Source organism: Mangrovimonas xylaniphaga (assembly GCF_001280435.1).
GTDB classification, from domain to species: Bacteria; Bacteroidota; Bacteroidia; order Flavobacteriales; family Flavobacteriaceae; genus Mangrovimonas_A; species Mangrovimonas_A xylaniphaga.
In genome coordinates this window covers 710,021-734,469 of record NZ_LBIP01000013.1, presented here as the reverse complement: position 1 = coordinate 734,469, position 24,449 = coordinate 710,021, and the positions used below count along the sequence as shown (strand labels likewise).

Sequence of the window (24,449 nt, the reverse complement as noted above, 5' to 3'; positions counted from 1 at the left end):
AAATTTTCAGAAACTTACAACGCTAATGCCACCTGAATATCTCCTAGCAGCTTGGCCCTTGCCAATAGTCATTTCTTAATAAAAAGGACCTAAAATCCATCCATTCCTTATTGGGGATTTGTGTTTTAATATAGAAGCGCTGTGCTTCTTGGTCCCAATCCAAGATGAGACTTTTGTATTCAATAGCATGGTAGAGATAAAAGATAAATTTTAGTTCTCTTAATTGTGCAGAAAGCTTGTCTAGACTTTGAAAGGCTTTGCTTGTATGGTTTGGGTCAATCAAAGAATTGATGAGTTCAAAATCATTATGGTCAATGCTATCATGTGTGGATTCTGCCAAATAGTCCAAAGTTTTTTTGTCTTTAATTTTAGAAGCTAGATATTGGATATCGTTCAAGTTTTGGCTTTGGTCACTTTCGGAGTATTCATAGGTAAGTGGAGAATTGGAAGAAAAGTTAATGCCAAAGGGAATCACTTCCAAAGTTACTTTGGTTTCTGTTCCTTTTCTTGGGATTTGGAGGTTCAAGAAAAAGATAGCCTGATCCAGTGGTAATTTTTCAGTGGTCAAACTCGGTATAAAAGTGTTGATTCCGAAGCCTTTAGGAAGGACAGAATCCATTGGTTTATTCGAGTGTAGTTTCCTTTCGGAGGAGCAGCTCCAAGCTTCATTAATCAATATGGTGTAATCCTTGTTCTGTTGTTTATAGGCGCCAGCAATGTTGCTGCAGTAACACCCACAAGTTGGGTAGCTTATGTTTAATTGGATGTAGCCATTCTTCTCATCGTAAATGTTCTCTTCAAGCTCAAATACATTTAGCTTTTCAATGTCATCTGGATCCAATTCGCTAGTCAAAGCTTCATAACAAGGCGACACGCTTTCCCAAAGAAGCTCTTTTAGAGTATCGTTGGTTTGACAATACATATTTATATGATAGATTAGAAAGCAAAATATCAGGAACGCTGGTTGGTAGTTCATTTGGTTGTTTGAGTTTGTAGGGATTATTTGAGTTTAAAGATAGCTTTTCCAAGTCACAATTTATTTCTTGGTGTTTAAAAATTGATGTCTATGTCATTCCGACAAAGGAGGAAGCCCTTTGCTTTCCAATAATTTCTTAATTGCGTTTCACTTCATTCTGAATAACAAGAATATGAGTGTCTTCCGAAGAGCGAACTAATTTTTTCCATGAATAGGCCATATAGCTGCTCCATAGCAGCCCCATATCAACCCTATAGTAACCCTATGGAAACCTATGGGGTATTTTTGAATGAATTTGTGGCTCAGACCTCCTGAGAAAAATGGAGGATATGGTTGTCCTTTAAATAACAAAACCTATTTATTTAGAAATCTGCGTCAATTTGGTTAACTTTATGAAAATCAAAATAATAAGTGATTTTTAGTGTGAAATTTTAAAGTTAAAACAATAAATAAACAGCCATTATGAAAGAAGCAAACCCTTCGGGGGTATTTCACGATGTTCATGACATACGTGTATTGGATAAGGAAGTTCCTGAATTAACGGATGACAGCGCAATTATTAAAGTGGAAATGACCGGTATTTGTGGTACCGACTTGCACATTTACCATGAAGGACTCGTTCCTCAAGGATCGGTATTGGGACATGAGTTTTGTGGCGAATTGGTAGAAGTAGGAAAGGACGTCAAAGATCTAAAAGTAGGCGATCGGGTTGTGGTCAATCCTATGTACAATGGGGTAGGACTGGGACCTAGTCCCGGTGGATTTGCCAAATTTGTAAAAATAGATAAGGCCAAGGCCAATCATAATATATATGTCATTCCCGACACTATTTCTAGTGAAAAGGGAGCTTTGGTGGAACCTTTCTGTGTTGGCTTGGCGGCCATTAATAAAACACAGTTGACCGCCAAAGACAATGTATTGGTATCCGGTTGCGGAACCATAGGCTTGGTAACCATTGCAGGCCTAAAAAGTAAGGGCGTAGAAAATATTATAGCTTCGGATATTAGTGAGAAACGATTGGAGTTGGCCAAAACATTGGGGGCCAAATACACGTTTAACCCAAAGACTGATGGCAGTCTTAAAGATAAAGTAACGGAACTTTTTGGTAGTGTGATGGCTCTGGATTATTCTGGGAAACTCCCCAATTTAACAGCTGCTTTTGAATGTTCTGGGGTAAGCGCCCTATTTGGACAATGTTTGGAACTCTTGGCACCCGATGGTAAATTGACTGTTTTGGCTATTTATAGTAAAGATATGACCATCAGTCCAAATCATGTGGTGTACAAACGTTTGCAGATAAGAGGATCATTGTTTTATTCCAATGAGGATTTCTTGGAAGCAATCGATTTAATGGATAAGGGAATCGTGGATTTGACGCCTATAGTTAGCCATCATTTTCCTTTAACCGATTTACCTAAAGCATTCGAGGTACAGTCGGATAGTAGTCAATCGGTAAAAGTAATTGTAGACAGTATTTAATCGTTACTCTAAAGTATCGTTAAAATAAAAATCGGTGGTTTCTCTATTGAAACCACCGATTTTTTATGGAAGCAATCGTATTATTTTTCTTCTGTAGTGACATCCACGATTTCATACATGTTTTTGCCGTCTACTTGTATCGGCTGGTAGTAGGTGTCTCCGTATTGTACATAGGTAATATCGCCTATTTTAACTTCTTCACCACCTTCTGGTAATCCGGGTACAATGGTACCGGCAGTGGCAGGAACTACCACATAACCATCCGCATTTTTCTCATAAAAGGCACCTCCGTAGTAATAATTGTTAGTGTTATTAACCGTGACGGTTTGGGCTTCTTGTGGAATCGAAGGGACTTGGGCGCCTACAGGAGCTTGTACTGCCACAAAGCCTTCTTCGGTTTTGAGGTAATAGGTTCCGTTGTCATAATGATATTCTTCATGGTCATCAGTGGCAGCATCAATAATACTTACAACAATGGCCGTGGTAGCCAAAGTGGTTACAAAATAGCCCCAAGGATGCCAATAGCTTCCCCAATAAAAAGGACGGAAAGGATGGTAATAGTAAGGATGGTAGGAATAGTAAAAATGGCCTCCGTAATGATGAGGAGGTCTATGGTAAGGCCTAGAGTTATGACGTACATAGGTATTGTGGTGGTTCCTATTATCTACGTTAATATTAATATTAGTATTACCGCCAGGACGATTGTAATTGTTTCCTGGCCGATTATTATTGTTCCCAGGTCGGTTTGCATTATTATTTGGCCTGTTATTGTTATTATTTCCAGGACGATTATTGTTAGCGTTGTTGGTTCCTGGTCTATTGGTGGTATGGTTTTTTACATTGGATGTAGGGCGGCTCGTTGAGGTTGTAGGCCTGGTGGTTGTAGGTCTAGTGGTTGTGGGTTTGGTGGTAGTAGGTTTACTAGGGGTCTTGGTACTGGTACTAGGCCGTGTGGTAGGTCTTGTAGTTGTATGCCCACCATTAATAGTGGGTTTGGAAGTGGTAGGTCGCGTAGAGCGATTGACTTTTGGGGTGGAAGCAGGCCTGCTTCTACTTGGTGTTGCTCTGGACACAGAATGTCCTCCTCCGGCAGGTCGGTGGTTGAGGCGTTGCGCGAATAGATTGGAAGGCAAACTAAGGGCTACTAACAAGGCTAAAGCACTTAGATAGGATTTTATAGTGGAAGAAATTACAATAGATGGTTTCATAATATAAGGCATTGCGAGATTATAACTTGGACATAACACTAATAAGTTTGGAATTTGCCGGAGCTGAAAAAACAAAGGTTTCATCAGGAATGACAGGGCTTAGGTTCCAGTTGCTAAAAACACTTTCGTATTGACGGTTGTGCTCATCTTTATGGGTAATTAAAAAACGCTTGGGCATATTGGGCGCATTTTTGGAGACCCAAATTTCAACCTTCATTTTGTCATTGTCGGCAACAACATGGTCACAATTTTCACCTTCTACCTTAGAAGCGCCTTTGTATTTAACAGATTGGAAGTCGTCTAAAATATCATCTACAAAATGAGGGTAGAAAAAATCGGCTGAAGGAAACTCAAAGTCGAAGCGTTTGTGCATGGCATCAATCATTTCCAAAGTGGTATTGGGGGTTTCCAAGGTGATATAGTTATTTTCATCATAGGAATAATAGGTTAGGAAAGAGCCATCGTACCAATAGCCTTTATGACCAGTATCTCCTTGTATTTGTATGAGTAATTTGTCGGGCCCCGAGAATTGGACATCACTGCTACGGTGATATTTTACTAGTTTGTTATCGGCGTTGAGGGTGTCTATTGAGTTTTTTACATGGACACTGCAAGAGGTCAATTCACTAATGGCGTCCGTCATTTTATCCAATACGCGCACGGCTTCGGCGTCGATATCTTTGGCTGTTTGAGCATGCCCTAACAATGGAAGGGTCATAAGAATCATTACTAATAGAAGTACTTTTTTCATAATAAGAAGCTTGCAATTGAAAATAAACACGTTGGTTCTTGAAGTGGGGCTATGTCTTCGAGGACATTGGAATTTTAAAGGTACTTAAAAATTGTCAATTATTACAAGATATTTTGAAAGTAAATTATTGTTAATCAAAAAGATAAGTGAAGTTTTCTCCCTTTGTGTTTTCTGAGAATATGGAGGCTAACTTCACTCAAAATTCGTTGTGTGGAATTCAACTTAGAAGGCTTCCGTAAAGTTGAAATACAATCCAGAAGATTCCCTTCCTATACCAAAATCAATTCTAACATTCATGCGGGGTTGCACCTCAAAACGATACCCGATTCCAAAGTTTGGAATCCACTCTTCAATACTATCGGGGTTATAGGCAATGGTACCAGATCCCAGCCATGTCACCACGCCGTGTTTGCTCATGTTTCCGTCGTTCTTTAAAAACATATGTCGCCATTCCGCTAGAAAATAAAGACCCGTACGGTCTCTATAATGTCCTTCGATATAACCTCGTAAACCGTCGCCGCCGCCTAATTTGGTGAGTTCTTCATAAGGGATGTCGCCACTACCAAATCTACCGTAGAGTTTAAGGGCAATGGTGTTTCCCGGCCGGTGGATCTGTTGGTAGGTCCTAAAGTCTAGCTCGTAGATGTTATAATCGTTATCACCTCCCAAATAATCCCCATAAAAACCTGCAGCAAAATTGAAGAAGTAGCCTTTATAGGGGTTTACAATAATGTCCCTACTGTCATAATTCAAGGTGAAAGTTAAGCCCACATTAAAATTATCGGGTCCAAATTGATTGTAGTAGGCATCTTCGTCCATAACGGGGTTGGTTTCCTGAACCTTTGTAGAATTAAAGTCGAATCCTCCACCAACATATAAATGCTTTATGGGTTGGTACATGATCAATGGTTTGATAATAAATTTTTGGCGCTTAAAAGCTGTAGTGGAATCCCCTTCCTCCAATTGTTTGATATTTGAAAAACCTACTCCAAAATAATTGTCATTGGCTACCGAAAATTTGGCCAAGATATTCGCGCGAAGTTTGTCATGCAGCCAAAAGGTCCTAAGGTTGGAGTTAAAGCCAAAATTGCCCTTGGTACTAATAAAACCCATAAAAGGGATGGAAGAGCGCTGTATCAGGCTGTCCTTTCGGTTAGTTTTAAAGGTATAGATCATGCCTGCACCAACCAAAAGACCGTTTTCAGGGGTGTAGCCGGGACCAGCAATAATGCTCATAAAGGGACGTCCTTGGGCAATGGCACTATCCTTTTTCTGTTCCCTTTTTTCCATATAGCGTTTAATGCCTTTTGGTTGACCTTGTACTTGCAAAACAAATAATACGGATAGAAGGGCGAATAGGAATTTTGTGTGCATGGCGTTAAATTTTGATATTCAAAGCAAATAGGGTTATGGCATAAAGGGTTTTTATTGTAGCAATTCTTTATAAGATCTTTTCTTGATTCCAAAACGGTATTGCAAACCTGTCATTAAAAAGCGTTGGGAGTCTGCCACACCATATTCGCCACGTAACATCCAATGTTTGTTAAGTTGAAAATTGAAGCCAAATTGGAAGGTAATGGATTGAATAAGTTCTTTACGGATAAAATAGTTAAAACTAGTTCTAAACACGCCGCTATCATTTACCCGTTCCTGAATAGTGGTAAGGGCTTGGTTTTGGGCTTGCAGTTTTATTTTTTGACCCGGTGGTGTGGTTGGGTTGTCTATCAGTTCTTGGTTTGCTGCAATTTTATCCTCCACTTTTTGGTTAAAAGTGGCATCCAAATCTGGGAATACTTCATTGAGGTTTATTTGGCCACTGCTACCATCGGCACCTACAAAATCGCGGTACATCATGCCTAAATAGGGCGCTATAAAAATGTCTTTTCTGCGTTTGCTTAACCTGAAGGAATGTCCTAAGCGAGCGGAGAGAGTTAAATAACCAAGTTGTTCTTTGAGCAGGTCGGTATCGGTGCGAGAATAATTTAAATCGATGCTGGAGAAGTAACGGTGCCATCCAAAAACCAAGGTTGTTCCAACTCCATAAGCTAGGGCGTCAAACTCAACTTCTGATGAAAACTCAGGTAATTGGAGCATGATTTCACCGGTATCGTCTTTCCAAGTGGGTTGCAAACTTACAATGGTGCCTCCTTTTACAACAGAGAATAGGGTATAAATGTTCAAAAAGGGGAGTATCCAGGCATCGGCCCTAAAATTGGCACCATTAGTGGTGCCATTTACTTCTTGAAAATTTAAGGTTTCAGAATTGATAATTCCTGATAAATCAGTATCACCAACCAAAAGTTGGAATTCTGTAATTTTCAAATCCACAAAGGCATTCACATAATTAACATTTAAGCCGAAGGGCAATTGCATTTGATCTGCCATTCCCCGCTCCTGAACTTTTTGTCCCCAAACAGGTAACACATAAGGGTAGGTGTTGGCAATGATACTATCCTGTGTTGTTTGATTGGTATAGGCATCTTGGGCATTAATTTTCATATTCCCAAAAACAATTAAGAAAAGAGCAGTCAAAAAGATATTTTGAAGGCAAAAAGGGTTATTGTTGGATAAAATTGTGAGGGTCATGGATTCTTGAATTTGTTTGTTGGTGGCTTATGTTGTTTTTGAGGCTTTAATGGAAGAAAGTAATTGGCTTAAATCTGGGCACTTTCCAAAATCATGTAAGGCATTCATGGCTTGTTTCATGGTGATGGGGTAGTACTCGCAATTGGACTTCAAGACATATCTAATTTGCCCGGCATCCATTTTAGGAGCGTCTGGCAAATAAAGAGTAAGGTAAGAATGATGGGTGTCATCGGTTATAAAACCAATGGTGAAATTCGAGTCTTCCTTCAGTAAAATAGCTTTCCATAGACTTGAATTTTTTAATTTTTTCTCATCCAAAAGGCGGTATTTGAGCATTTGGAAAGCAGGGAAATGAAAAAACAGCCGTTGCTCGGTTTTGGGGCTCCATTGAGTTAGGAATCCTCTCTGGAGCAAAAGACCCACTCCTGCACAAATTAAAAAAAGCAACACTAGGCTCATCAAGGTCACCGAAGCGGTTCCAAAGACCGAATGCAGATCAAAAATATTGGAAAGGGCTTTTGCTAAGGGCAAAATCAGCTTTAAGGCCTTTCCAAATAACATGATCAGGATAAGGGTAGGAACCATAAAAAATAAACCTCCAATAAAGATGCTTTGTGAAGATTTTTTTACGAATGACATAGTGCTGATTCTTAAGGTGATACATAAATGTACGAAAAAGATTTAAGAACCCTAAAGAATTGTATGTCAGTAATTATGACGTAAAAATGGAAATTGTCAGTTTAATTCACAGACTACTTGTATTTATTGGGATTGAAGCACTTATAAAATTTACCACTCATTGATTTTGTTGGAGTCCAATTTTATAAAAATGAACAGTAAAATAGTGAAACCCCAAAGCCCAGAACCCCCATAACTGAAAAAGGGAAGCGGGATACCCACAGTGGGGATGAGCCCCATAACCATTCCTGTGTTGATGGTGAAATGGACAAATAAAATAGAAGCCACACAATAGCCGTAAACTCTACTGAATTGACTCTTTTGCGATTCGGCGAGGTAGAGTATTCTTAAGATAAGGGCAACAAAAAGGACGACTACCATAGTGGTGCCTGCGAATCCCCATTCTTCTCCAACGGTGCTAAAAATATAATCGGTGTGTTGCTCTGGAACAAATTTACCAGTAGTACGGGTGCCTTGCAAAAAGCCCTTTCCTGTTAAGCCTCCAGAACTGATGGCTTTTTCAGATTCGTTGAGGTTGTAGAGAATGGTCCGTTTCATTTGTTCCAATTTATCTGGGTCTTTTTCCAAACGTAACCATAGACTGATGCGGTCCTTTTGGTGAGGCTTTAGAACGTGGTCATAAAAATTCCGTACCGCAAAAGAAAAGCCAATGCAAAGCGCCAAAATGGTCAAAGGCATTAATATGGAGGCTTGTTTCTTTCGCTTATAAAAATAGAGTCCCAAAATAACAAGTGCCGAGAATAGGGAAGTGGGCAGTACTCCAAATTTTAAGGATAGCACTGATAGTAGCATGATGATGACTCCAATAATCAAATAAATTTGTTGAATTCCTTCTCTGTAAAAAACAAAGAAGAAGGAGGCATAAACAATAGTACTTCCAGCGTCATTTTGTAAAAGAATCAACAATGCCGGTATAAAAATTATGGCAATGGTTTTTAATTGGTCCTTAAGAAATTTCAAGTTAGTCTGTAGGTCACTAATGTGCTTCGCTACGGCAAGTGAAGTTGCAAATTTTGCGAACTCACTTGGCTGTAAGGTCATCCCGCCAATACCATACCAAGAGGTGGCGCCATTAACGTTTTTTCCAAAGACAAATAGACCTGCCAAGGAAATGAGGGATACCAAATAAATGACACTGGCAAAACGTTCATAAAACTTTGCTTCTATGGAAAGGATGATTACAATGAGGGCCAAGGTCATCATGATAAACATGAGTTGTTTACCGTAAGGCTGGTCCATGTCAAAGTAATTGGTAATGTCTCCCATATGCGAAGCAGACATGATATTGAGCCACCCAAAACCAACCAAAATCAAAAAAAGTATGATCGTAATCCAGTCGAAACGTAATCCTATATTCTCTCTATGCATGCTTTATGGGTTCCATGTTTGGGGTATGGTGATGTCGTTGTTTGAATCAGGCTTGTCGCGATAATTCTCGATAACCTGAAGGGTGGTATGCCCGTTTATTTGGAAAGGTTTTCCAGAATAAGGTTTGCTATATTCGTTTTCCAAACTGTGTGTTAAAATCCAATTTTCCATATCGGTTCGGGAAATAGTGCCTTTCAAATATTTTTCAATCATAAGGCTGGCAATACGTCCGGCAAAACGACTTCCCCAATAACCATTTTCTACAAATACAGCGATGGCAATTTTTGGATCGTCTTTCGGGGCAAAAGCCACGAATATGGAATGGTCTGTCAACTGGGTTTTAACCCCATCTATTTTGGTGAAGTTCTCAGCGGTTCCCGTTTTTCCACAAATCTCTATTCCAGGAACCTGTAAAGTCTGGGCTGTTCCTTTATTGTAAACGTCAAACATTCCTTGAATGACAGGTTCAAAATGTACTTTGTCGATTGTGGTATTATGAAGGGTAAGATATTTACTGTCTATGGTATCGTTTTCAATCTTTTTAATGATATGCGGGGTGTAAAAATACCCGCGATTCCCTATAGCGGCGGCCATATTCGCTAATTGGATTGGAGTAGTCAATACTTCTCCTTGTCCAATGGCATTAGATAGGGTAAAAGTGGTGTACCATCTTTTTTTGCCATAAGCGCGGTCATAGGTGGAGGCATCAGGAATTTTACCTGGCTGACCAATACGTAGGTCATAACCCAAGTAGTCGCCTAATCCAAAACTTTTAACATGGTTACTCCAAACATCCATGCCTTGGGCTGGAGTTTCATATTTGTCTATAATGCGTCTGTACACATTGGCAAAATAGGAGTTACAGGATTTGTAAATTCCAATATCCATATCGGAAATACCAGAGTGGCCGTGACAGCCCATTTTTCTGTTTCCATAGCTATAACCATGATTACAGGTAAACCGGTCTCTAGGTGTTACCACACCTTCTTGAAGGCCGATAAGCGCATTTATGACTTTAAATGGAGACCCCGGTGGATACATAGCTTGGAGTCCGCGATCGTATAAGGGCTTCGCTAAAGTATCTAGGTAAAGCTTAGTAAAGTTTTTGGAACGGTTACGCCCCACCAAAAGGTTGGGGTTATAGGTTGGAGAAGAAATCATGGTTAAGATTTCGCCACTGCTAGGTTCAATGGCAATAATCCCTCCTCGTTTGTGCTTCATCAATAACTCCCCATATTCCTGCAGTTTGGAATCGATGGTGATAGTGATATCCTTTCCGGGTTGAGGTAAGGTGTCGTAGATCCCATCTTTATAGGGACCAATGTTTCGGTTGAAACGGTCTTTTTGTATAAACTTAATACCTTTTACACCGCGTAATTCTTCTTCATAAGAAATTTCAACCCCTTGTTTCCCTATAAGGTCACCCATTTTGTAGTAGGGCTGTTTTGCGATTATAGCATTGTTCACTTCCCCAATATCTCCCAATACATTGGCTCCAATGGAAGTTTGGTAATCTCTAAGAGATCGTTTTTGGATGTAAAAACCCTCAAACTTGCGCATTTTTTCCTGAAGAATAGCGTAATCCTTTTTGGAGAGCTGAGGAACAAACACCGAAGGAAGCCTTGGCGAATAGTGATAGGCCTTGTCATAAAGACGGGTAAAATCTTCCTTGGTAATTTTTAAAAGTTCACAAAATTCTAGGGTGTCCAAAGGCTCCACTTCTCGTGGAATGACCATGACGTCATAAGATGGCTGGTTGGCAACCAATAAAATACCGTTTCGGTCATACACATAACCTCGTTTGGGGTAGTCGTATACCTTTCTAATGGCATTGTCTTCAAAGAGGTTGTAGGCAGTTTGGTTATAGATCTGTAAGTAAAACAACCGGGCAATAAAGATAATTCCAACAAGGAGCACCGTTGAAAAAAGTAATAATTTTCTCATCTACGTTTTCTGCTAAATAATACTGTAATCAATAGGCTTAGTATTATAGTAAAAATACTTGAGAATAACGTCTTTTGCAGGACTAAAATTATTTTTGAAATGTTAAAAACTTCCAAAGAAAACATCATAAAATGATGGATTACGGTACCAATGGAAAAATAGACCAAGCGTCGTCCAAATTCGGTCTGACTGAATTTAATACTTTGGTATTCGTAAATCATCCCAAATGAGAATTTTAGGATCGCTGGCCTAATAAACGCCAAGGTCACACACGCAGCAGCATGGATACCTCCGGAATCTGAAAAAATATCTACCAATAGCCCTAATAGAAAACTTAAGAAAATGATAAGTGATCTATTGGCTCTTACCGGGAATAGTAGGATAAATAAGATATAGGGATACGGATTGATGTATTCCAAAAAGTTAACATGATTAAGCACCAATACCTGCACCAATAGTAAGGAGACAAACTGGATGATTATATTTACATTACTGTTATTCATCTACCGATTGTTCCAAGGTTTTAATTTCTTCTGCATCGGTATTCTCGATGATATATACATGACCAATGTTAGTCATGTCGTTAAAAAGTTTTACATCTATGGTATAGGTATCACCACTTATATCCGTGGTAAAGGAATCTATGGTTCCAATAGGGACGCCTTTTGGGAAAATAGTAGACTGTCCTCCTGTAATGATGGTATCGCCAACCGCTACAGGGGCAAACTTAGAGATGTCTGTGAGTTGCACCAGTTCATAGGATTTGGTATTCCATACCAAAGACCCAATGTGATTGGAGTTCTTAAGTTGGGCGTTGATTTTACTCTTGGTATTCAATATGGAAAGTACCGTAGCATATTTATTGGAGGTGTTTTCAATAATCCCCACAATACCTTGTGAGGTAACCACCCCAAAATCTTGTTTCACGCCATCACGCTCTCCTCTGTTGAGCATTAGGTAATTTTTGGTAGCTGAATAACTGTTTTTATAAACTTTTGCCGGAATAAACCGAAATACCCCTCCATAAAAGGAAGTGTCCTTTTGGAACTCTTGAGTGGTATCGGCAATTTGTGAATTGTATAATAAGGTTTTTAATCTTACGTTTTCTTCCACCAATTGTTCGTTTTCGGTCTTTAGGTTAAAATACTGTCCAATACCATGGGCGCGTTTATAAATGCCGCCAGTGAAGAAGTTGGCGGAGCTAATAAATTTACTTTTATGGTAGGAGTGGGACTGAATTGTTAAAGCAAGCGAGATACCAAATAAGAGCAAAAACAAAAGCACGATTTTGTTGCGTATAACAAAGTTGATGATTTGCTGCATCTAGTATTCCTTATTTTATCAATACACTTTTAAATCTAGGTAGGTTTTTAAGTGTAATTCCTGTTCCTCTTACAACGGCACGTAATGGGTCTTCGGCGATGTAAACCGGTAAATCTGTTTTAAGTGATAAACGTTTATCCAATCCTCGTAGCATACTTCCTCCACCTGCTAAATAGATACCGGTGTTGTAAATATCGGCAGCTAATTCTGGTGGGGTTTGGGAAAGGGTTTCCATTACGGAATCCTCAATTCTCAAGATGGATTTATCTAAGGCCTTGGCAATTTCTCTAAATGAAATTTGTACCTGTTTTGGTTTTCCTGTTAACAAGTCACGTCCTTGAACACTCATGTCGTCTGGTGGTAATTCCAAATCCTCGGTAGCAGCACCAATCTGGATTTTTATTTTTTCGGCAGTACGCTCTCCAACGTAAAGGTTGTGTTGCGTCCGCATGTAATAAATGATGTCGTTGGTAAATACGTCACCCGCAACTTTCACCGATTTATCACACACAATTCCACCCAAAGCTATCACCGCAATTTCCGTGGTTCCTCCACCTATATCTACAATCATGTTTCCTTTAGGTTGCATGATGTCAATCCCAATACCGATGGCAGCAGCCATAGGCTCATGGATCAAATAGACTTCTTTTCCATTTACACGTTCACAGGATTCCTTTACCGCACGCATTTCTACTTCGGTAATCCCAGAAGGGATACAAACGACCATGCGTAGGGCTGGAGAAAATAGCTTCTTCTTAAGCGCAGGAATGTTTTTAATAAACATACTTATCATCTGCTCAGAGGCATCAAAATCGGCAATTACCCCATCTTTCAAAGGGCGAATGGTTTTGATGTTTTCGTGTGTTTTACCTTGCATCATGTTGGCTTCTTTTCCAACGGCAATGATTTTTCCAGATACACGGTCTCTGGCAACTATGGATGGGCTGTCTACAACAACTTTATCGTTATGTATGATGAGTGTGTTTGCTGTTCCTAGGTCTATAGCTATTTCTTCAGTAAGGAAATCAAAAAATCCCATGTGCTATTTTGTAATTATTTGGGTTTATATCTATCTGCTTTTTCACATTGTTGTAAATGTAATAAAACTTGCTAAATATACAGCCTTTAATTGGTATTCTAATTATATGTAAAATAAAAGGCACTCATGTGGTACGGAGACCTACAGGAGTGCCAGTTTTTATGATAAATTTCCACAAAGTGGACGCTTTATTAGTGCTTAAAGTGACGTGTTCCTGTAAATACCATGGCCAAACCATGTTCGTTGCAGTAGTCTATGCTCAATTGGTCTTTGATGGAACCTCCTGGTTGAATTACAGCTGTAATTCCTGCGTTGTCTGCAATCTCTACACAGTCTGGGAATGGGAAAAATGCATCACTTGCCATTACTGCTCCTTTCAAATCGAAATTGAAAGATTGTGCTTTATGAATCGCTTGGTTAAGAGCGTCTACACGGCTAGTTTGTCCCGTTCCGCTAGCACACAATTGCTTGTTCTTTGTCAATACGATTGTGTTGGATTTGGTGTGCTTACAAATTTTGGAAGCAAAGATCAAATCGTCAAGTTCGGCATCGGTTGGCGCTTTATCAGTTTTGGTTTCAGTACCCTCTTTAGTGTCGGATACATTGTTGCGGTCTTGCACCAAAACACCGTTAAGGCAAGTTCTAACATGCGTTTGAGCCAATTCAGCATCGTTCTGTACCAACAGGATGCGGTTCTTTTTACCTTTTAAAAGTTCTTCAGCTTCCGCAGTAAAACCTGGAGCGATTACTACTTCGCAGAATAATTGGTGAATTTCTTCGGCTGTAGCCAAGTCAATTTCTTTATTGGCAATCAAAACACCGCCAAAAGCAGAAACTGGATCTCCAGCCAAGGCATCTACATAAGCTTGGTGAAGGGTGTCGCGTTGTGCCAAACCACAAGCGTTGTTATGTTTTAAAATGGCGAAAGTTGGCGCGTCATTTTTAAATTCATCCATTAAGTTAACGGCAGCGTCAACATCCAAAAGGTTGTTGTAGCTTAATTCTTTTCCGTTAAGTTGGGTGAACATGGCGTCGAAATCACCGTAGAAGAATCCTTTTTGGTGAGGGTTTTCTCCGTAACGCAATACTTTACCTTTTGTTTCACTTACTTTAAGGGCTGGGATTTCAAGTTCTTGGTTGAAGTAGTTGAAAATGGCAGAATCGTAGTGGGAAGATACGTTGAAAGCTTTGGCTGCAAATCGGATGCGGTCAGCTTCGGAAGTTTCTCCTTTTTTGGTTTGTAACAATTCCAAGAATTCAGCATAGTCTTCAACAGAAGATACACAAACTACATCGGCGTAATTTTTGGCTGCAGCACGGATCAAGGAAATTCCTCCGATATCAATTTTTTCGATGATATCTTGGTGTGCGGCTCCAGACGCTACAGTTTTTTCAAAAGGATACAGGTCAACAATTACTAAATCGATTTGAGGGATGTTGAACTCAGCTAGCTCGGTTACATCGCTCTCGTTGTTCTGACGGTTCAAAATACCACCAAATACTTTAGGGTGTAAAGTTTTTACACGTCCTCCCAAAATAGATGGGTAAGAGGTCACATCTTCAACAGGGACAACATCTATCCCAAGGTCTTTAATGAAAGTTTCAGTACCTCCAGTAGAATAAATGGTTACGTTTTGGGCGTGAAGCTCTCTCACGATTGGTTCCAAGCCTTCCTTGCTAAAAACGGAGATTAATGCCGATTTAATAGTTTTGTCAGTATTCATTTTGTTCTTGTTTAGTTTCCTTTTCTTACGGAAATGACAGTTATTTTTGTAGGCTTCCATCCCAATTGAAAGCCTCATTTTTTTTAAAGTGCAAAAATACACATTCTTAAAGAAATTGCCACCTATTTGTGGAGGGTTTATTTTAGTTTTTTTGTAACACAAATACGTTAAAAACGTCCTATCTTTAAATCAGTAAAAAATCATCTCTATAAATGCTGCTTTACCTAAGGTTATTAAAAGAAAGTTTTGGATTTGCCTTAAATGCCCTTCGTAACAATAAACTCCGTACTGCCTTGTCTTTGTTGGGAGTTACCATTGGTATTTTTTCAATCATTGCCATTTTGGCTGCGGTAGATTCTTTAGATCAAAAAATCCAGGAAGACCTCTCGGGGTTGGATAAAAATACCATGTACATTACCAAATTTTCATTTGGGCCAACTGATGTGCCACGATGGCAACGCGAAAGATATCCGCAAACGGGCTATGATGACTATGAATTTATAAGAAGAAATGTTCCAGAAATAGCGGCCTGTGCTTTTGTGATTTTTGGAGGTAATGAAACCATACGGTATGAAGGGGAAACGGTTTCTGGCGTAAATATTACCCCGGTTACCAACGAGATTTATGATATTGAGAATTTAACCTTGGAGAAAGGGCGTTTTTATACGGAATCCGAATCTGTTACGGGATCGCCGGTAATTGTATTGGGGTATAACTTGGCAGAGAGTTTATTTGGAACCATAAATCCTATCGGGAAACAAATTCGTGCCTATGGACGAAAATTGACTGTGATCGGGGTGCTGAAAAAGTTTGGAAACAATTTTGGGGATTCTCCGGATGAAAAGGCATGGGTGCCGGTAAATTTTGTGAGACGTTTTCAAACTGGAGGTGTCGATGGTGTTCCTGGAGCAGTTATTGTAAAGCCGGAAAAAGGGATAGATTTGGGTGGCTTTGAACAGGTGCTAAAACAAAAGTTTAGAAATTTTAGAGGTTTAAAGGCGGATCAGCCCGATGACTTTTTTGTCAATAAATTGTCGGGTATGACCAATATGATAGATAATATTCTGGGAACCATGAATGTTATGGGATGGATCATAAGCGGGTTTTCTCTTTTGGTTGGTGGCTTTGGGATTGCCAATATTATGTTTGTAAGTGTGAAGGAGCGCACGCACCTTATCGGAATTCAAAAATCACTGGGCGCCAAAAACCGATTTATCCTGTTACAGTTTTTATTTGAAGCTGTTATTTTGGCTGTGTTTGGTGGTTTGGTGGGCTTGGTTCTGGTGTGGATAACCTCAATTATTGCCTCTCAATTTACTGGAGATTTTAAGTTTATTCTATCGATTCCAAATATGATGTTAGGCTTCTCGCTTTCTACAGCAATTGGCTTGATATCTGGTGTGATACCGGCTATTTCAGCCTCAAAATTAAACCCTGTAGAGGCTATTAGAACTGGAATGTAGTTTTCTTTCTAGGAAAGAATTTTGGAAACCTGAGCGCATACGTACTCTAAAAAGCGTTCGTCTGCTTCGATAAACGGATCTGGTGTGTTGGAGTCAATATCAATCTGTCCAATATTCTCACCATTTACAAAAATAGGAATCACAATCTCGGCCTTTACGGTAATGCTGCAAGCAATGTAATTGTCCTGTGCTGAAACATCGGGAACCACAAAGTTCTGATTGCTCACGGCTACTTGTCCGCAAATCCCTTTTCCAAAGGGAATAATCGTGTGGTCTGTTGGTGCCCCAACATAAGGCCCTAATTTCAACTCTTCCTTATCTCCGTTTCTGAAATAGAATCCAACCCAGTTGTAGTATTCAACATTGGCTTCCAAAAGGGTGCAGATAGCCAATAGTTTTTCGTCTACACTTGAAGATCCTTGGATAATGCTGTCTACTTGGGGGATAAGCTGGTCGAAATTCATATTGTTTAAAAGTTTTTGTAAAAGTATTTAAAAGCGGTTATACCAAAACTTCAATTTGTATAAATTTAACAATTCAATTTTTAGGTATTAGTGAAGGAATTATTGCTGAAATACAAAGACGTTGTCAGGTTTATTGTCACCTTTTTAGCGGTGTACGCGGTGCTGGTAATTGGATATAGGATGTATTTGCAATATAGTACAGGTGATAGCTATTACCCAGATTATATCACCAATTTGGTAGCGAGACAAAGTAGGGAGGTGGTTGAAAATTTTGGTTACAATGCCAAAATTGAACCCCATCCAGATGAGCCCTGCATGAAAATGATTGTCAATGATGTGTTCTTGGCGCGAATCGTTGAAGGGTGCAATGCTATAAGTGTTATCATTTTGTTTGTGTCATTTATAGTGGCGTTTGCAGGACGGTTAAAACCTACCATTATTTATTTGTTGGTGGGGAGCATCTTGATTTATGCCGTTAATGTTATAAGGATTGCCCTTTTGGCGGTGGGCCTTTATCATTATCCCGAAAGTCAGGAAGTGTTGCATTCGGTGGTGTTTCCTTTAATTATTTACGGGATGTTGTTTTTGTTGTGGATTATATGGGTGAATCGGGTATCGGTTTCAAAAAAGGAAAATGAAGAAAGTAATTAAATACATTCTGATTGTTATTTTGATAGGACTTTTGGTCTTGATTCGTTTTTTTGAAAACGAATTGTTTTATGATCCCTATCTGTTGTTTTTCAAAAACGATTACCTATATATGGACAATCCTAGGCAGGAAGTTTTTAAACTGACCCTGTCTACAACCTTGCGGTATGTGTTGAATAGCATAATTTCTTTGGGGATTCTTTTTGTAGCATTTAAGGATTGGAGTATTGTAAAGTTTTCAAGTCTCATGTATGGTATTGCCTATGTGATTTTAATTGGCTTATTCTTATATTTTGTTCTGTCGCCAAAGCAGTCACAATATTATCTGTTCTTTAATCTTAGAAGGTTTTTAATTCAGCCAATAGGCTTGTTGTTGCTGTTACCGGCGTTTTATTACCAACGATTAAAACGATAAATGTTAAGTCTATTGTAAAGTGAAGTATCTCTGTACTATTTTTAATACATTTGTGCTGTGAAAAAGAAGCAGGTACATAAAGTGTTTTCTGTAGCAATGGCCATTTTGGTGTTGTTGTCAACCATTTCCTTAACGGTGGTAAAGCATTATTGTGGCGATAACCTTATTGATGTAGCTGTGTTTACCGAGGTTGAAAAATGTGGGATGGAAATGAAAGACCATGCTCAGACTTCGGTAGAAAAAAAATCTTGCTGTAAGGATGAAGTAGAAGTGGTGCAAGGGCAGGACAATCTAAATACTTCAGATTTTGATAAACTCGATTTTGGGCAAAAGGTCTTCTTGTCCAGTTTCGTTTATAGTTACATACATCTTTTTCAAGGGGAAACCAAAGCGAATGTTCCCCATGAATATTACACTCCCCCAAGCTTGATTGCAGACATGCAGGTGCTCAATCAGGTATTTGTCATTTGATTTTGGATTACTAGCGCAATAGCGCATAGAATTTAGTTTTTTAATGCTTCATCTTGAGGCAACATAATCAATTGATATCATCATGAAATACCTTATATATATATTGATGTTTCCGGTATTCGCTTTTTCTCAACAAGAGATTAAAGGAATGGTCATGGAAGCAAATAATGAAAATAAACATATCCCTTTGGCGGGTGCCAATGTGTACTGGCTTAACACCTCCGTAGGAGCTGTTACGGATATTGATGGAACCTTTACGGTTCCCTATGAAAAGAGTTATACCCAATTAGTGATAAGCTATGTTGGGTATAAAACAGATACCTTAACTATTACCGAACCAAAAATGATTCACCATTGGCTACAGCCTACAAGTGAATTGGATCAGGTAACGGTAACGTCTCGAAAGCAGGCAACTTCAAAATCTTATTTGCAGGCTCAAAATACCATGGTGGTGAGCAGCGATGAATTGTTGAAAGCGGCCTGCTGTAACCTCTCTGAGAGTTTTGAAACCAATCCCTCCATCGATGTGAATTTTGCCGATGCCATTTCGGGAACACGTCAAATTAAAATGTTGGGATTGACCAGTCCTTATATTTTGATTGCGATGGAAAATATTCCAACGGTAAGAGGGGCATCCCAAGCCTATGGGTTGAGTTTTACGCCGGGGACTTGGGTGGAAAGTATTCAAATCACGAAAGGCGCAGGAAGCGTGGTGAATGGCTATGAAAGTATTGCAGGGCAAATAAATGCCGAATTGCAAAAGCCTACAAAAGATGATAAACTATTTGTGAACCTATATGGAGCGACGAGTGAGCGAGTTGAACTGAATACCCATTTCAATACGAAGCTCAGCGATAAGTGGAGCACAGGTTTGTATCTACATGGGAATAGCCATAACAAAAAGCACGATGTTAATAATGATGGATTTTTGGATATGCCTTTGTATAAGCAGATTAATGTTATGAACCGCTGGCAGTATACAGACGCTGAAAAGGGGATTGTGAGCTTTTTTAACTTTAGATATTTGGATGACCAGAAGCAAACTGGTCAATTGGACTTTGATCCTGAAAATGATAAGTTGACAACAAACGCCTGGGGGAGTGAGATTGATACAAGACGTTTTGACTTTTCTGGGAAGTTGGGCTATGTGAATCCAGAATTGCCATGGCAGAGTATGGGCTTGCAGTTTGCGGTGAGCAATCATCAGCAAGATTCTTATTTCGGAACTCGGGTTTATGATATTGAACAAAGCAGCATTTATTCCAACCTTATTTATAATTCCATCATAGGGGATTCACGACATAAAATAAAGACGGGAGTAAGCTTTACGTATGATCATTTTGATGAATTGGTAGAGGCTACAAATTATGCGAGAATCGATAATTCGGTTGGGGCCTTTTTTGAATACAATTTTGACAATCTAGAAAAGCTGAACCTAACGGCAGGTTTGCGTGTAGATCAACACAATCGCTTGGGCTTTTTTGTGACGCCTAGAGTGCATGTTCGCTATACGCCTTGGGAAAAATCGGCGTTTAGAGCTTCTTTTGGAAGGGGGAAACGTTCGGCCAATATTTTTGCGGAGAACCAAAGTCTTTTTGCCTCCTCTCGCCAAATACAAATCCTGAATGCGGGAGGGCATATTTATGGTTTGGATCCTGAAATTGCGTGGAATTATGGAGTGTCCTATCTCCAAGGATTTAATTTGTTTGGTAGAAAAGCAGATGTGACCTTGGACTTTTACCGTACCGATTTCCAAAATCAGGTAGTGGTAGATTATGAAAACCCGCAGATGGTGACTTTTAGTAATTTGGATGGGGACAGTTATGCCAATAGTTTTCAGGCTGAATTGAACTATAATTTGTTTGAGCATACAGATGTGCGCTTTGCTTATAAATATTATGATGTAAAGACCCAATATCAAACTGGTAAAAAAGAGAAGCCGTTAACTCCAAAACACCGTTTGTTTGCAAATGCCAGTTATGAAACCCACATGAAAGACAATGGAGGGCAATGGAAATTTGATGCGACCTATAATTGGTTGGGAGAACAACGATTTGCTTCAACAAGTAGTAGCCCAGTTGCTTATCAATTATCCGATTACACGCCTACCGTGGGTACCTTGAATGCCCAAGTGACAAAAGTGTTTTCTCCAAAATTTGAAGTATATTTAGGAGGTGAAAATATCACTAATGTAAGACAGGATAATCCTATCTTGGCGGCCGATGATCCATTTGGGCCTTATTTTGATTCAACTTATGTGTATGGTCCAATTTTTGGAAGTATGTATTATGCTGGGTTGCGTTTTAGAATTCAATAATTAATAAAAAAAATAACTTTTAGAAAGATGAAAAAACTAATAATGGGCCTTATGTTTTTGGTGGGAATTACTGCCATAGGTCAAAATAAAAATGCAAAAGCTTCTTTAGAGGTAGATGGTGTTTGTATGATGTGTAAGGAGCGAATTGAAAAGGCGTGCATACAAACGAAAGGGGTTAAGTCTGCAGTGTGGAATGTTGATACCCATGAGCTAAAGCTGATTTACGATGAGCGTAAAACCAATTTGGATAGCATTCAAAAAAATATCGTGGCCGTAGGGCATGATACTAAAGAGATGACAGCAACAGAGGAAGCTTATAATAGTGTGCATGCTTGTTGTAGATATCGCGATCAAGATGTAAAGGAAGATCATCAAGACTAGAAAGTGTTAATGTTTAAATATGGAAAAGCGCAGTAATTAATTACTGCGCTTTTTTTATAGTCGCACATTGATAAGTTGTTGTTATTATGGGTGAATTTGTTATTTTGTTAATAATTTTTGTAAAAGTCGTAGCGCTTGCATTGGGATATTGTGATTGCCTTCAGGGATTATTTTTTTTATTTGTGAAAACCTTAAATGTAACTTATGGTAGCAACCGATGATTGGGTAACCTATATGTGGATTCTTTTGGCATGTTATGCTTTTGTAATCCTTTTTTTTGTAATGCGTGGCGCTAAAAAAGCAAATAGCATAGCCGATTATGCGGTTGGAAATATAGGTTTCTCCCCTTGGGTGGTAGGTTTGTCCTTGGCGGCTTCCATGACCAGTGCGGCAACTTTTATAATTAATCCGGGTTTTATCGCCTTGTATGGGGTTTCAGGGGTGATTTCGTTTGCGGTTGTCATGCCGATTGCCATTTTTGGTTCTTTGATCATGTTTACCAAAGGTTTTGCTAAACATGGCAACGTGGTAAAGGCAACCACCATGGCACAATGGATAGGAAGACGTTATGAAAGTAAAAACTATGCGTTCTTTTTTGCGGTTACCGCCATGCTGCTCATAACTTTTATCGTGCTAATTAATGTAGGGGTGACTCAGGTAATTTCAAAATCCTTGAATGTAGAGCCTTTTTATGTGCTTTTGGGGATTACGGTGTTTGTGTTTGGGTATATGATGTTTGGAGGGGCCAATTCCATGGTGTATACCAATACCATTCAAGCGGTCATCATGTTTGTTGTAGCTATCATATTAATAACTTCTGGTCGCGAATATTTTGAAGGGGGAGTTTCTGGAATTCTTAAAGAACTCTCCAATATAGATCCTAATCTGTCTAAGGCCACAAATAGCCAAAGTTTTTTATTTCGCGATTATTTCGAAATCGTTGTAGTTCAGATTGTAATTGGAATAGCTATTGTGTGTCAGCCTCATATTATAACAAAATCATTGTTGTTGAAAGACCAAACCAAAGTGAATTCGTATCTGTTTAGTGCCATTGCGGTCATGGTTGTGTTTTTTATGGTGGTAGTGGTTGGTTTGTATGCGCGCTTAACCTTTCCGGAGTTGACAGTGATGGGAAAAACCTTAAAAATGGACGAGATCATTCCAACTTATGTGGTGACCAAATTTTCGGTAGGAGTGGGTATGGTAATCGTGGTTGGGCTCATTTCTGCGGGATTGTCAACCTTAGAGAGTTTGATTCAGTCACTTTCTATAACGGTGACCTCTGATATTTTGGAGCCTATTTTTAAGGGCAAGGTCACTAACAATTCGTTTATGATCAATAAAATTGTAATATTGATATTAGCCATTGTGAGTTTTGTGTTGAGTTGGCAGCAAATCAAGTCTCCCAACGTGAGTGTTGCCATTTTCGCGCAAAACGGGGTGTATGCCTATTTTGCAGCAGCCTTTGTTCCGGTGCTTTTTGGAATTTTCTTAAAGGACGTACCAGTGAGTGCCGTGTTTATTGCTAGTATCATGGCCATTGTAGTGCATTTTGGAATCTATTATGGACGTTTAACGCCATATATGCAGGAGCCTGTAAATAATCCTGGGGTATCGGCTGCAATAGCTATTGTGGTATCCTTGATAGTGGGATATGTTTTATATAAGTTGAATAGAAAACCTGTTTTGGTATGAATGTATTGGACTGGATAGCAAAATGGGCTGATTATACGCCTTATAAAGTGGCATTGACTTCGTATGCCTCCAATGAAAAGTATACCTATAAAGATGTGCATATTTATGCCAATAGGTTGATTGAGAAATTTCATGAGGCCGGGTATCGGGAAGGAGATAGAATTGCGGTGATTGCGGAGCATAATGTAGCTTACATAGTGTTGTTTGCGGCGTGTCAGCGAATGGGGCTAATTCTAGTGCCACTTAATTATAGAATGGCATCCAGGGAATTGGATAAACTGGTTAAAGATTGCAATCCAAGAATTTTGATTTTTAGTGAAACATTGCGTTCTCAGTTAAACGAACTCACTTTGGAAGGCATTGAAACGGTGAACATGGAACGTGTCATCGAGGCTTATAAAGAAGAGGTGTCGATTCCTGAACGGGATTATGATATTAAAGAAGACAATCCTTTGTTTATCTTTTACACATCAGGTACAACTGGGTTGCCAAAGGGGGTCATCTATACCAATAAAATGTTGTTCTGGAACAGCTTAAATACCTCCATGCAATTGGGGATTACCTATAGGGATTCTACAATCAATACCTTACCGCCCTATCATACTTCTGGATGGAATGTGTTCATTACACCGCTCTTGCATAAAGGTGGCCACATTGGAATGATGGAAAAATTTGACGCCCAAAAAGCACTCTGTTTATTGGAGCTTGAAAAAACAACCTTGTTCATGGCATTACCCACAATGCTGTTGATGATGCAAAAAGCGGAAGTTTTTAAGCGGGTAAATTTAAAGAAGCTACGATATATTATTTCCGGGGGTGAAAAGGTAAATGCAGAATTGGTGTCCTTTTGGAAAAAGGAAAAGGATATCTATATCCGCCCTGGCTATGGCCTGACGGAAGCAGGGCCGAGCATTACATCCCTCCATCATGATATGGCTCTTTTAAAGCCAAATTCCATAGGGAAATCAAATTTCTATTTGGATTTAAAAATCGTGAATGAAAATGATGAGCCGTTAGGTGTTGATGAAATTGGGGAATTGTGTATTAAGGGGGATATTGTTACTCCTGGATATTGGAATAATTCCGTGGTCACTAAGAGTAAGATTGTTGATGGTTGGTTGCATACGGGAGATTTGGCTTTAAAGGATGAAGAAGGCTTTCTGTATCTAAAAGGACGCATAGACGATATGTATATTTCGGGAGGGGAAAATATCTATCCCCAGGAAATTGAACTGTTGTTGGAAAATTATCAAGGAGTTACCAAAGCTTCAGTTTTCAGTGTCAAATGTGAGCGTTGGGGTGCCTGTGGAATCGCTTTTGTGGAAAGTAAGGATAAGGCAGTGACCAGTGAAGTGCTTCGGGCGTACTTAAAAGAGAATATAGCCGATTTTAAGCAGCCTAAATACATCTTTGTTTTGGACGAAATTCCGCTTACCAGTTTAAGCAAGGTGTCTCGTAAAAAGCTCAATAAGTATTTTAATACCTTAAAATTATAGTG

At 39.2% G+C, this 24,449-nt stretch carries 22 protein-coding genes; 9 read left to right on the top strand and 13 right to left on the bottom strand.

Translation table 11 applies throughout. The features are described 5' to 3' along the window. Positions 1 to 43: 43 nt before the first annotated feature. Entirely contained in the window at positions 44 to 922 is an 879-nt protein-coding gene (locus ZA06_RS03280; RefSeq protein WP_053975969.1) for a hypothetical protein, read from the bottom strand. 516 nt (positions 923 to 1,438) lie between these two features. Between ZA06_RS03280 and ZA06_RS03275 the strand changes: the two genes are divergently transcribed. Then, positions 1,439 to 2,455: a zinc-dependent alcohol dehydrogenase gene (locus ZA06_RS03275; protein ID WP_053975968.1), complete on the top strand. Its 1,017-nt coding sequence runs from the start codon at positions 1,439 to 1,441 to the stop codon at positions 2,453 to 2,455. A gap of 80 nt (positions 2,456 to 2,535) precedes the next feature. Here ZA06_RS03275 and ZA06_RS03270 read toward each other — a convergent pair whose 3' ends face one another. From ZA06_RS03270 to purH, 11 genes are all read right to left on the bottom strand, one after another. Beyond that, on the bottom strand, positions 2,536 to 3,663 hold the full coding sequence (locus ZA06_RS03270; protein ID WP_082331977.1) for a DUF6515 family protein: 1,128 nt from the start codon (positions 3,661 to 3,663) through the stop codon (positions 2,536 to 2,538). A 19-nt stretch (positions 3,664 to 3,682) separates the two neighbouring features. Then, positions 3,683 to 4,414 carry a DUF2092 domain-containing protein gene (locus tag ZA06_RS03265; RefSeq protein ID WP_053975966.1) on the bottom strand — a complete coding sequence of 244 codons (732 nt, stop codon included), beginning with the start codon at positions 4,412 to 4,414 and terminating at the stop codon, positions 3,683 to 3,685. A gap of 222 nt (positions 4,415 to 4,636) precedes the next feature. Continuing rightward, the gene (locus ZA06_RS03260; RefSeq protein WP_053975965.1) at positions 4,637 to 5,788 is read right to left on the bottom strand and encodes a BamA/TamA family outer membrane protein; all 1,152 of its coding nucleotides are present in this window, start codon (positions 5,786 to 5,788) and stop codon (positions 4,637 to 4,639) included. Between the two features lie 51 nt (positions 5,789 to 5,839). Then, positions 5,840 to 7,000, bottom strand: a complete 1,161-nt coding sequence (locus tag ZA06_RS03255) for a hypothetical protein (RefSeq protein ID WP_205625691.1) — start codon at positions 6,998 to 7,000, stop codon at positions 5,840 to 5,842. Positions 7,001 to 7,027: 27 nt separating this feature from the next. Further along, the gene (locus tag ZA06_RS03250; RefSeq protein WP_053975963.1) at positions 7,028 to 7,639 is read right to left on the bottom strand and encodes a DUF502 domain-containing protein; all 612 of its coding nucleotides are present in this window, start codon (positions 7,637 to 7,639) and stop codon (positions 7,028 to 7,030) included. A gap of 150 nt (positions 7,640 to 7,789) precedes the next feature. Then, on the bottom strand, positions 7,790 to 9,067 hold the full coding sequence (gene rodA, locus ZA06_RS03245; RefSeq protein WP_053975962.1) for a rod shape-determining protein RodA: 1,278 nt from the start codon (positions 9,065 to 9,067) through the stop codon (positions 7,790 to 7,792). Between the two features lie 3 nt (positions 9,068 to 9,070). Beyond that, positions 9,071 to 11,011, bottom strand: coding sequence for a penicillin-binding protein 2 (gene mrdA, locus ZA06_RS03240; protein ID WP_053975961.1), 1,941 nt, complete (start codon positions 11,009 to 11,011; stop codon positions 9,071 to 9,073). After that, positions 11,008 to 11,514 carry a hypothetical protein gene (locus ZA06_RS03235; protein ID WP_053975960.1) on the bottom strand — a complete coding sequence of 169 codons (507 nt, stop codon included), beginning with the start codon at positions 11,512 to 11,514 and terminating at the stop codon, positions 11,008 to 11,010. Before ZA06_RS03235 ends, mrdA begins: the two co-directional genes overlap by 4 nt. Further along, complete coding sequence (gene mreC, locus ZA06_RS03230) at positions 11,507 to 12,295, bottom strand: rod shape-determining protein MreC (RefSeq protein ID WP_316931770.1); 789 nt, start codon at positions 12,293 to 12,295, stop codon at positions 11,507 to 11,509. The genes ZA06_RS03235 and mreC overlap by 8 nt, the downstream gene beginning before the upstream one ends. A gap of 49 nt (positions 12,296 to 12,344) precedes the next feature. Next, entirely contained in the window at positions 12,345 to 13,373 is a 1,029-nt protein-coding gene (locus ZA06_RS03225; protein WP_053975958.1) for a rod shape-determining protein, read from the bottom strand. A gap of 191 nt (positions 13,374 to 13,564) precedes the next feature. Then, entirely contained in the window at positions 13,565 to 15,097 is a 1,533-nt protein-coding gene (gene purH / locus ZA06_RS03220; RefSeq protein WP_053977045.1) for a bifunctional phosphoribosylaminoimidazolecarboxamide formyltransferase/IMP cyclohydrolase, read from the bottom strand. A gap of 212 nt (positions 15,098 to 15,309) precedes the next feature. Here purH and ZA06_RS03215 point away from each other — a divergent pair, with 212 nt between their 5' ends. Further along, a complete protein-coding gene (locus tag ZA06_RS03215) occupies positions 15,310 to 16,560 on the top strand; it encodes an ABC transporter permease (RefSeq protein WP_053975957.1) in 1,251 nt (416 codons plus the stop codon). 8 nt (positions 16,561 to 16,568) lie between these two features. On the opposite strand, the gene ZA06_RS03210 is transcribed toward ZA06_RS03215, so the two are convergent. Continuing rightward, the gene (locus ZA06_RS03210) at positions 16,569 to 17,024 is read right to left on the bottom strand and encodes a GAF domain-containing protein (RefSeq protein ID WP_053975956.1); all 456 of its coding nucleotides are present in this window, start codon (positions 17,022 to 17,024) and stop codon (positions 16,569 to 16,571) included. A 90-nt stretch (positions 17,025 to 17,114) separates the two neighbouring features. Here ZA06_RS03210 and xrtF point away from each other — a divergent pair, with 90 nt between their 5' ends. From xrtF to ZA06_RS03175, 7 genes are all read left to right on the top strand, one after another. Beyond that, a complete protein-coding gene (xrtF, locus tag ZA06_RS03205) occupies positions 17,115 to 17,675 on the top strand; it encodes an exosortase family protein XrtF (protein WP_053975955.1) in 561 nt (186 codons plus the stop codon). Next, a complete protein-coding gene (locus ZA06_RS03200; RefSeq protein WP_053975954.1) occupies positions 17,659 to 18,087 on the top strand; it encodes an exosortase F system-associated membrane protein in 429 nt (142 codons plus the stop codon). The genes xrtF and ZA06_RS03200 overlap by 17 nt, the downstream gene beginning before the upstream one ends. A 57-nt stretch (positions 18,088 to 18,144) precedes the next feature. Further along, on the top strand, positions 18,145 to 18,558 hold the full coding sequence (locus ZA06_RS03195; protein WP_240472194.1) for an HYC_CC_PP family protein: 414 nt from the start codon (positions 18,145 to 18,147) through the stop codon (positions 18,556 to 18,558). An 82-nt stretch (positions 18,559 to 18,640) separates the two neighbouring features. Then, positions 18,641 to 20,875: a TonB-dependent receptor gene (locus ZA06_RS03190; RefSeq protein ID WP_053975953.1), complete on the top strand. Its 2,235-nt coding sequence runs from the start codon at positions 18,641 to 18,643 to the stop codon at positions 20,873 to 20,875. A 27-nt stretch (positions 20,876 to 20,902) separates the two neighbouring features. Then, positions 20,903 to 21,256 (top strand): heavy-metal-associated domain-containing protein, encoded by a 354-nt coding sequence (locus ZA06_RS03185; protein WP_053975952.1) that lies wholly within the window; start codon positions 20,903 to 20,905, stop codon positions 21,254 to 21,256. A 204-nt stretch (positions 21,257 to 21,460) separates the two neighbouring features. Then, entirely contained in the window at positions 21,461 to 22,951 is a 1,491-nt protein-coding gene (locus ZA06_RS03180; RefSeq protein ID WP_053975951.1) for a sodium:solute symporter family transporter, read from the top strand. After that, complete coding sequence (locus tag ZA06_RS03175; RefSeq protein WP_053975950.1) at positions 22,948 to 24,447, top strand: class I adenylate-forming enzyme family protein; 1,500 nt, start codon at positions 22,948 to 22,950, stop codon at positions 24,445 to 24,447. The genes ZA06_RS03180 and ZA06_RS03175 overlap by 4 nt, the downstream gene beginning before the upstream one ends. Positions 24,448 to 24,449: the final 2 nt, after the last annotated feature.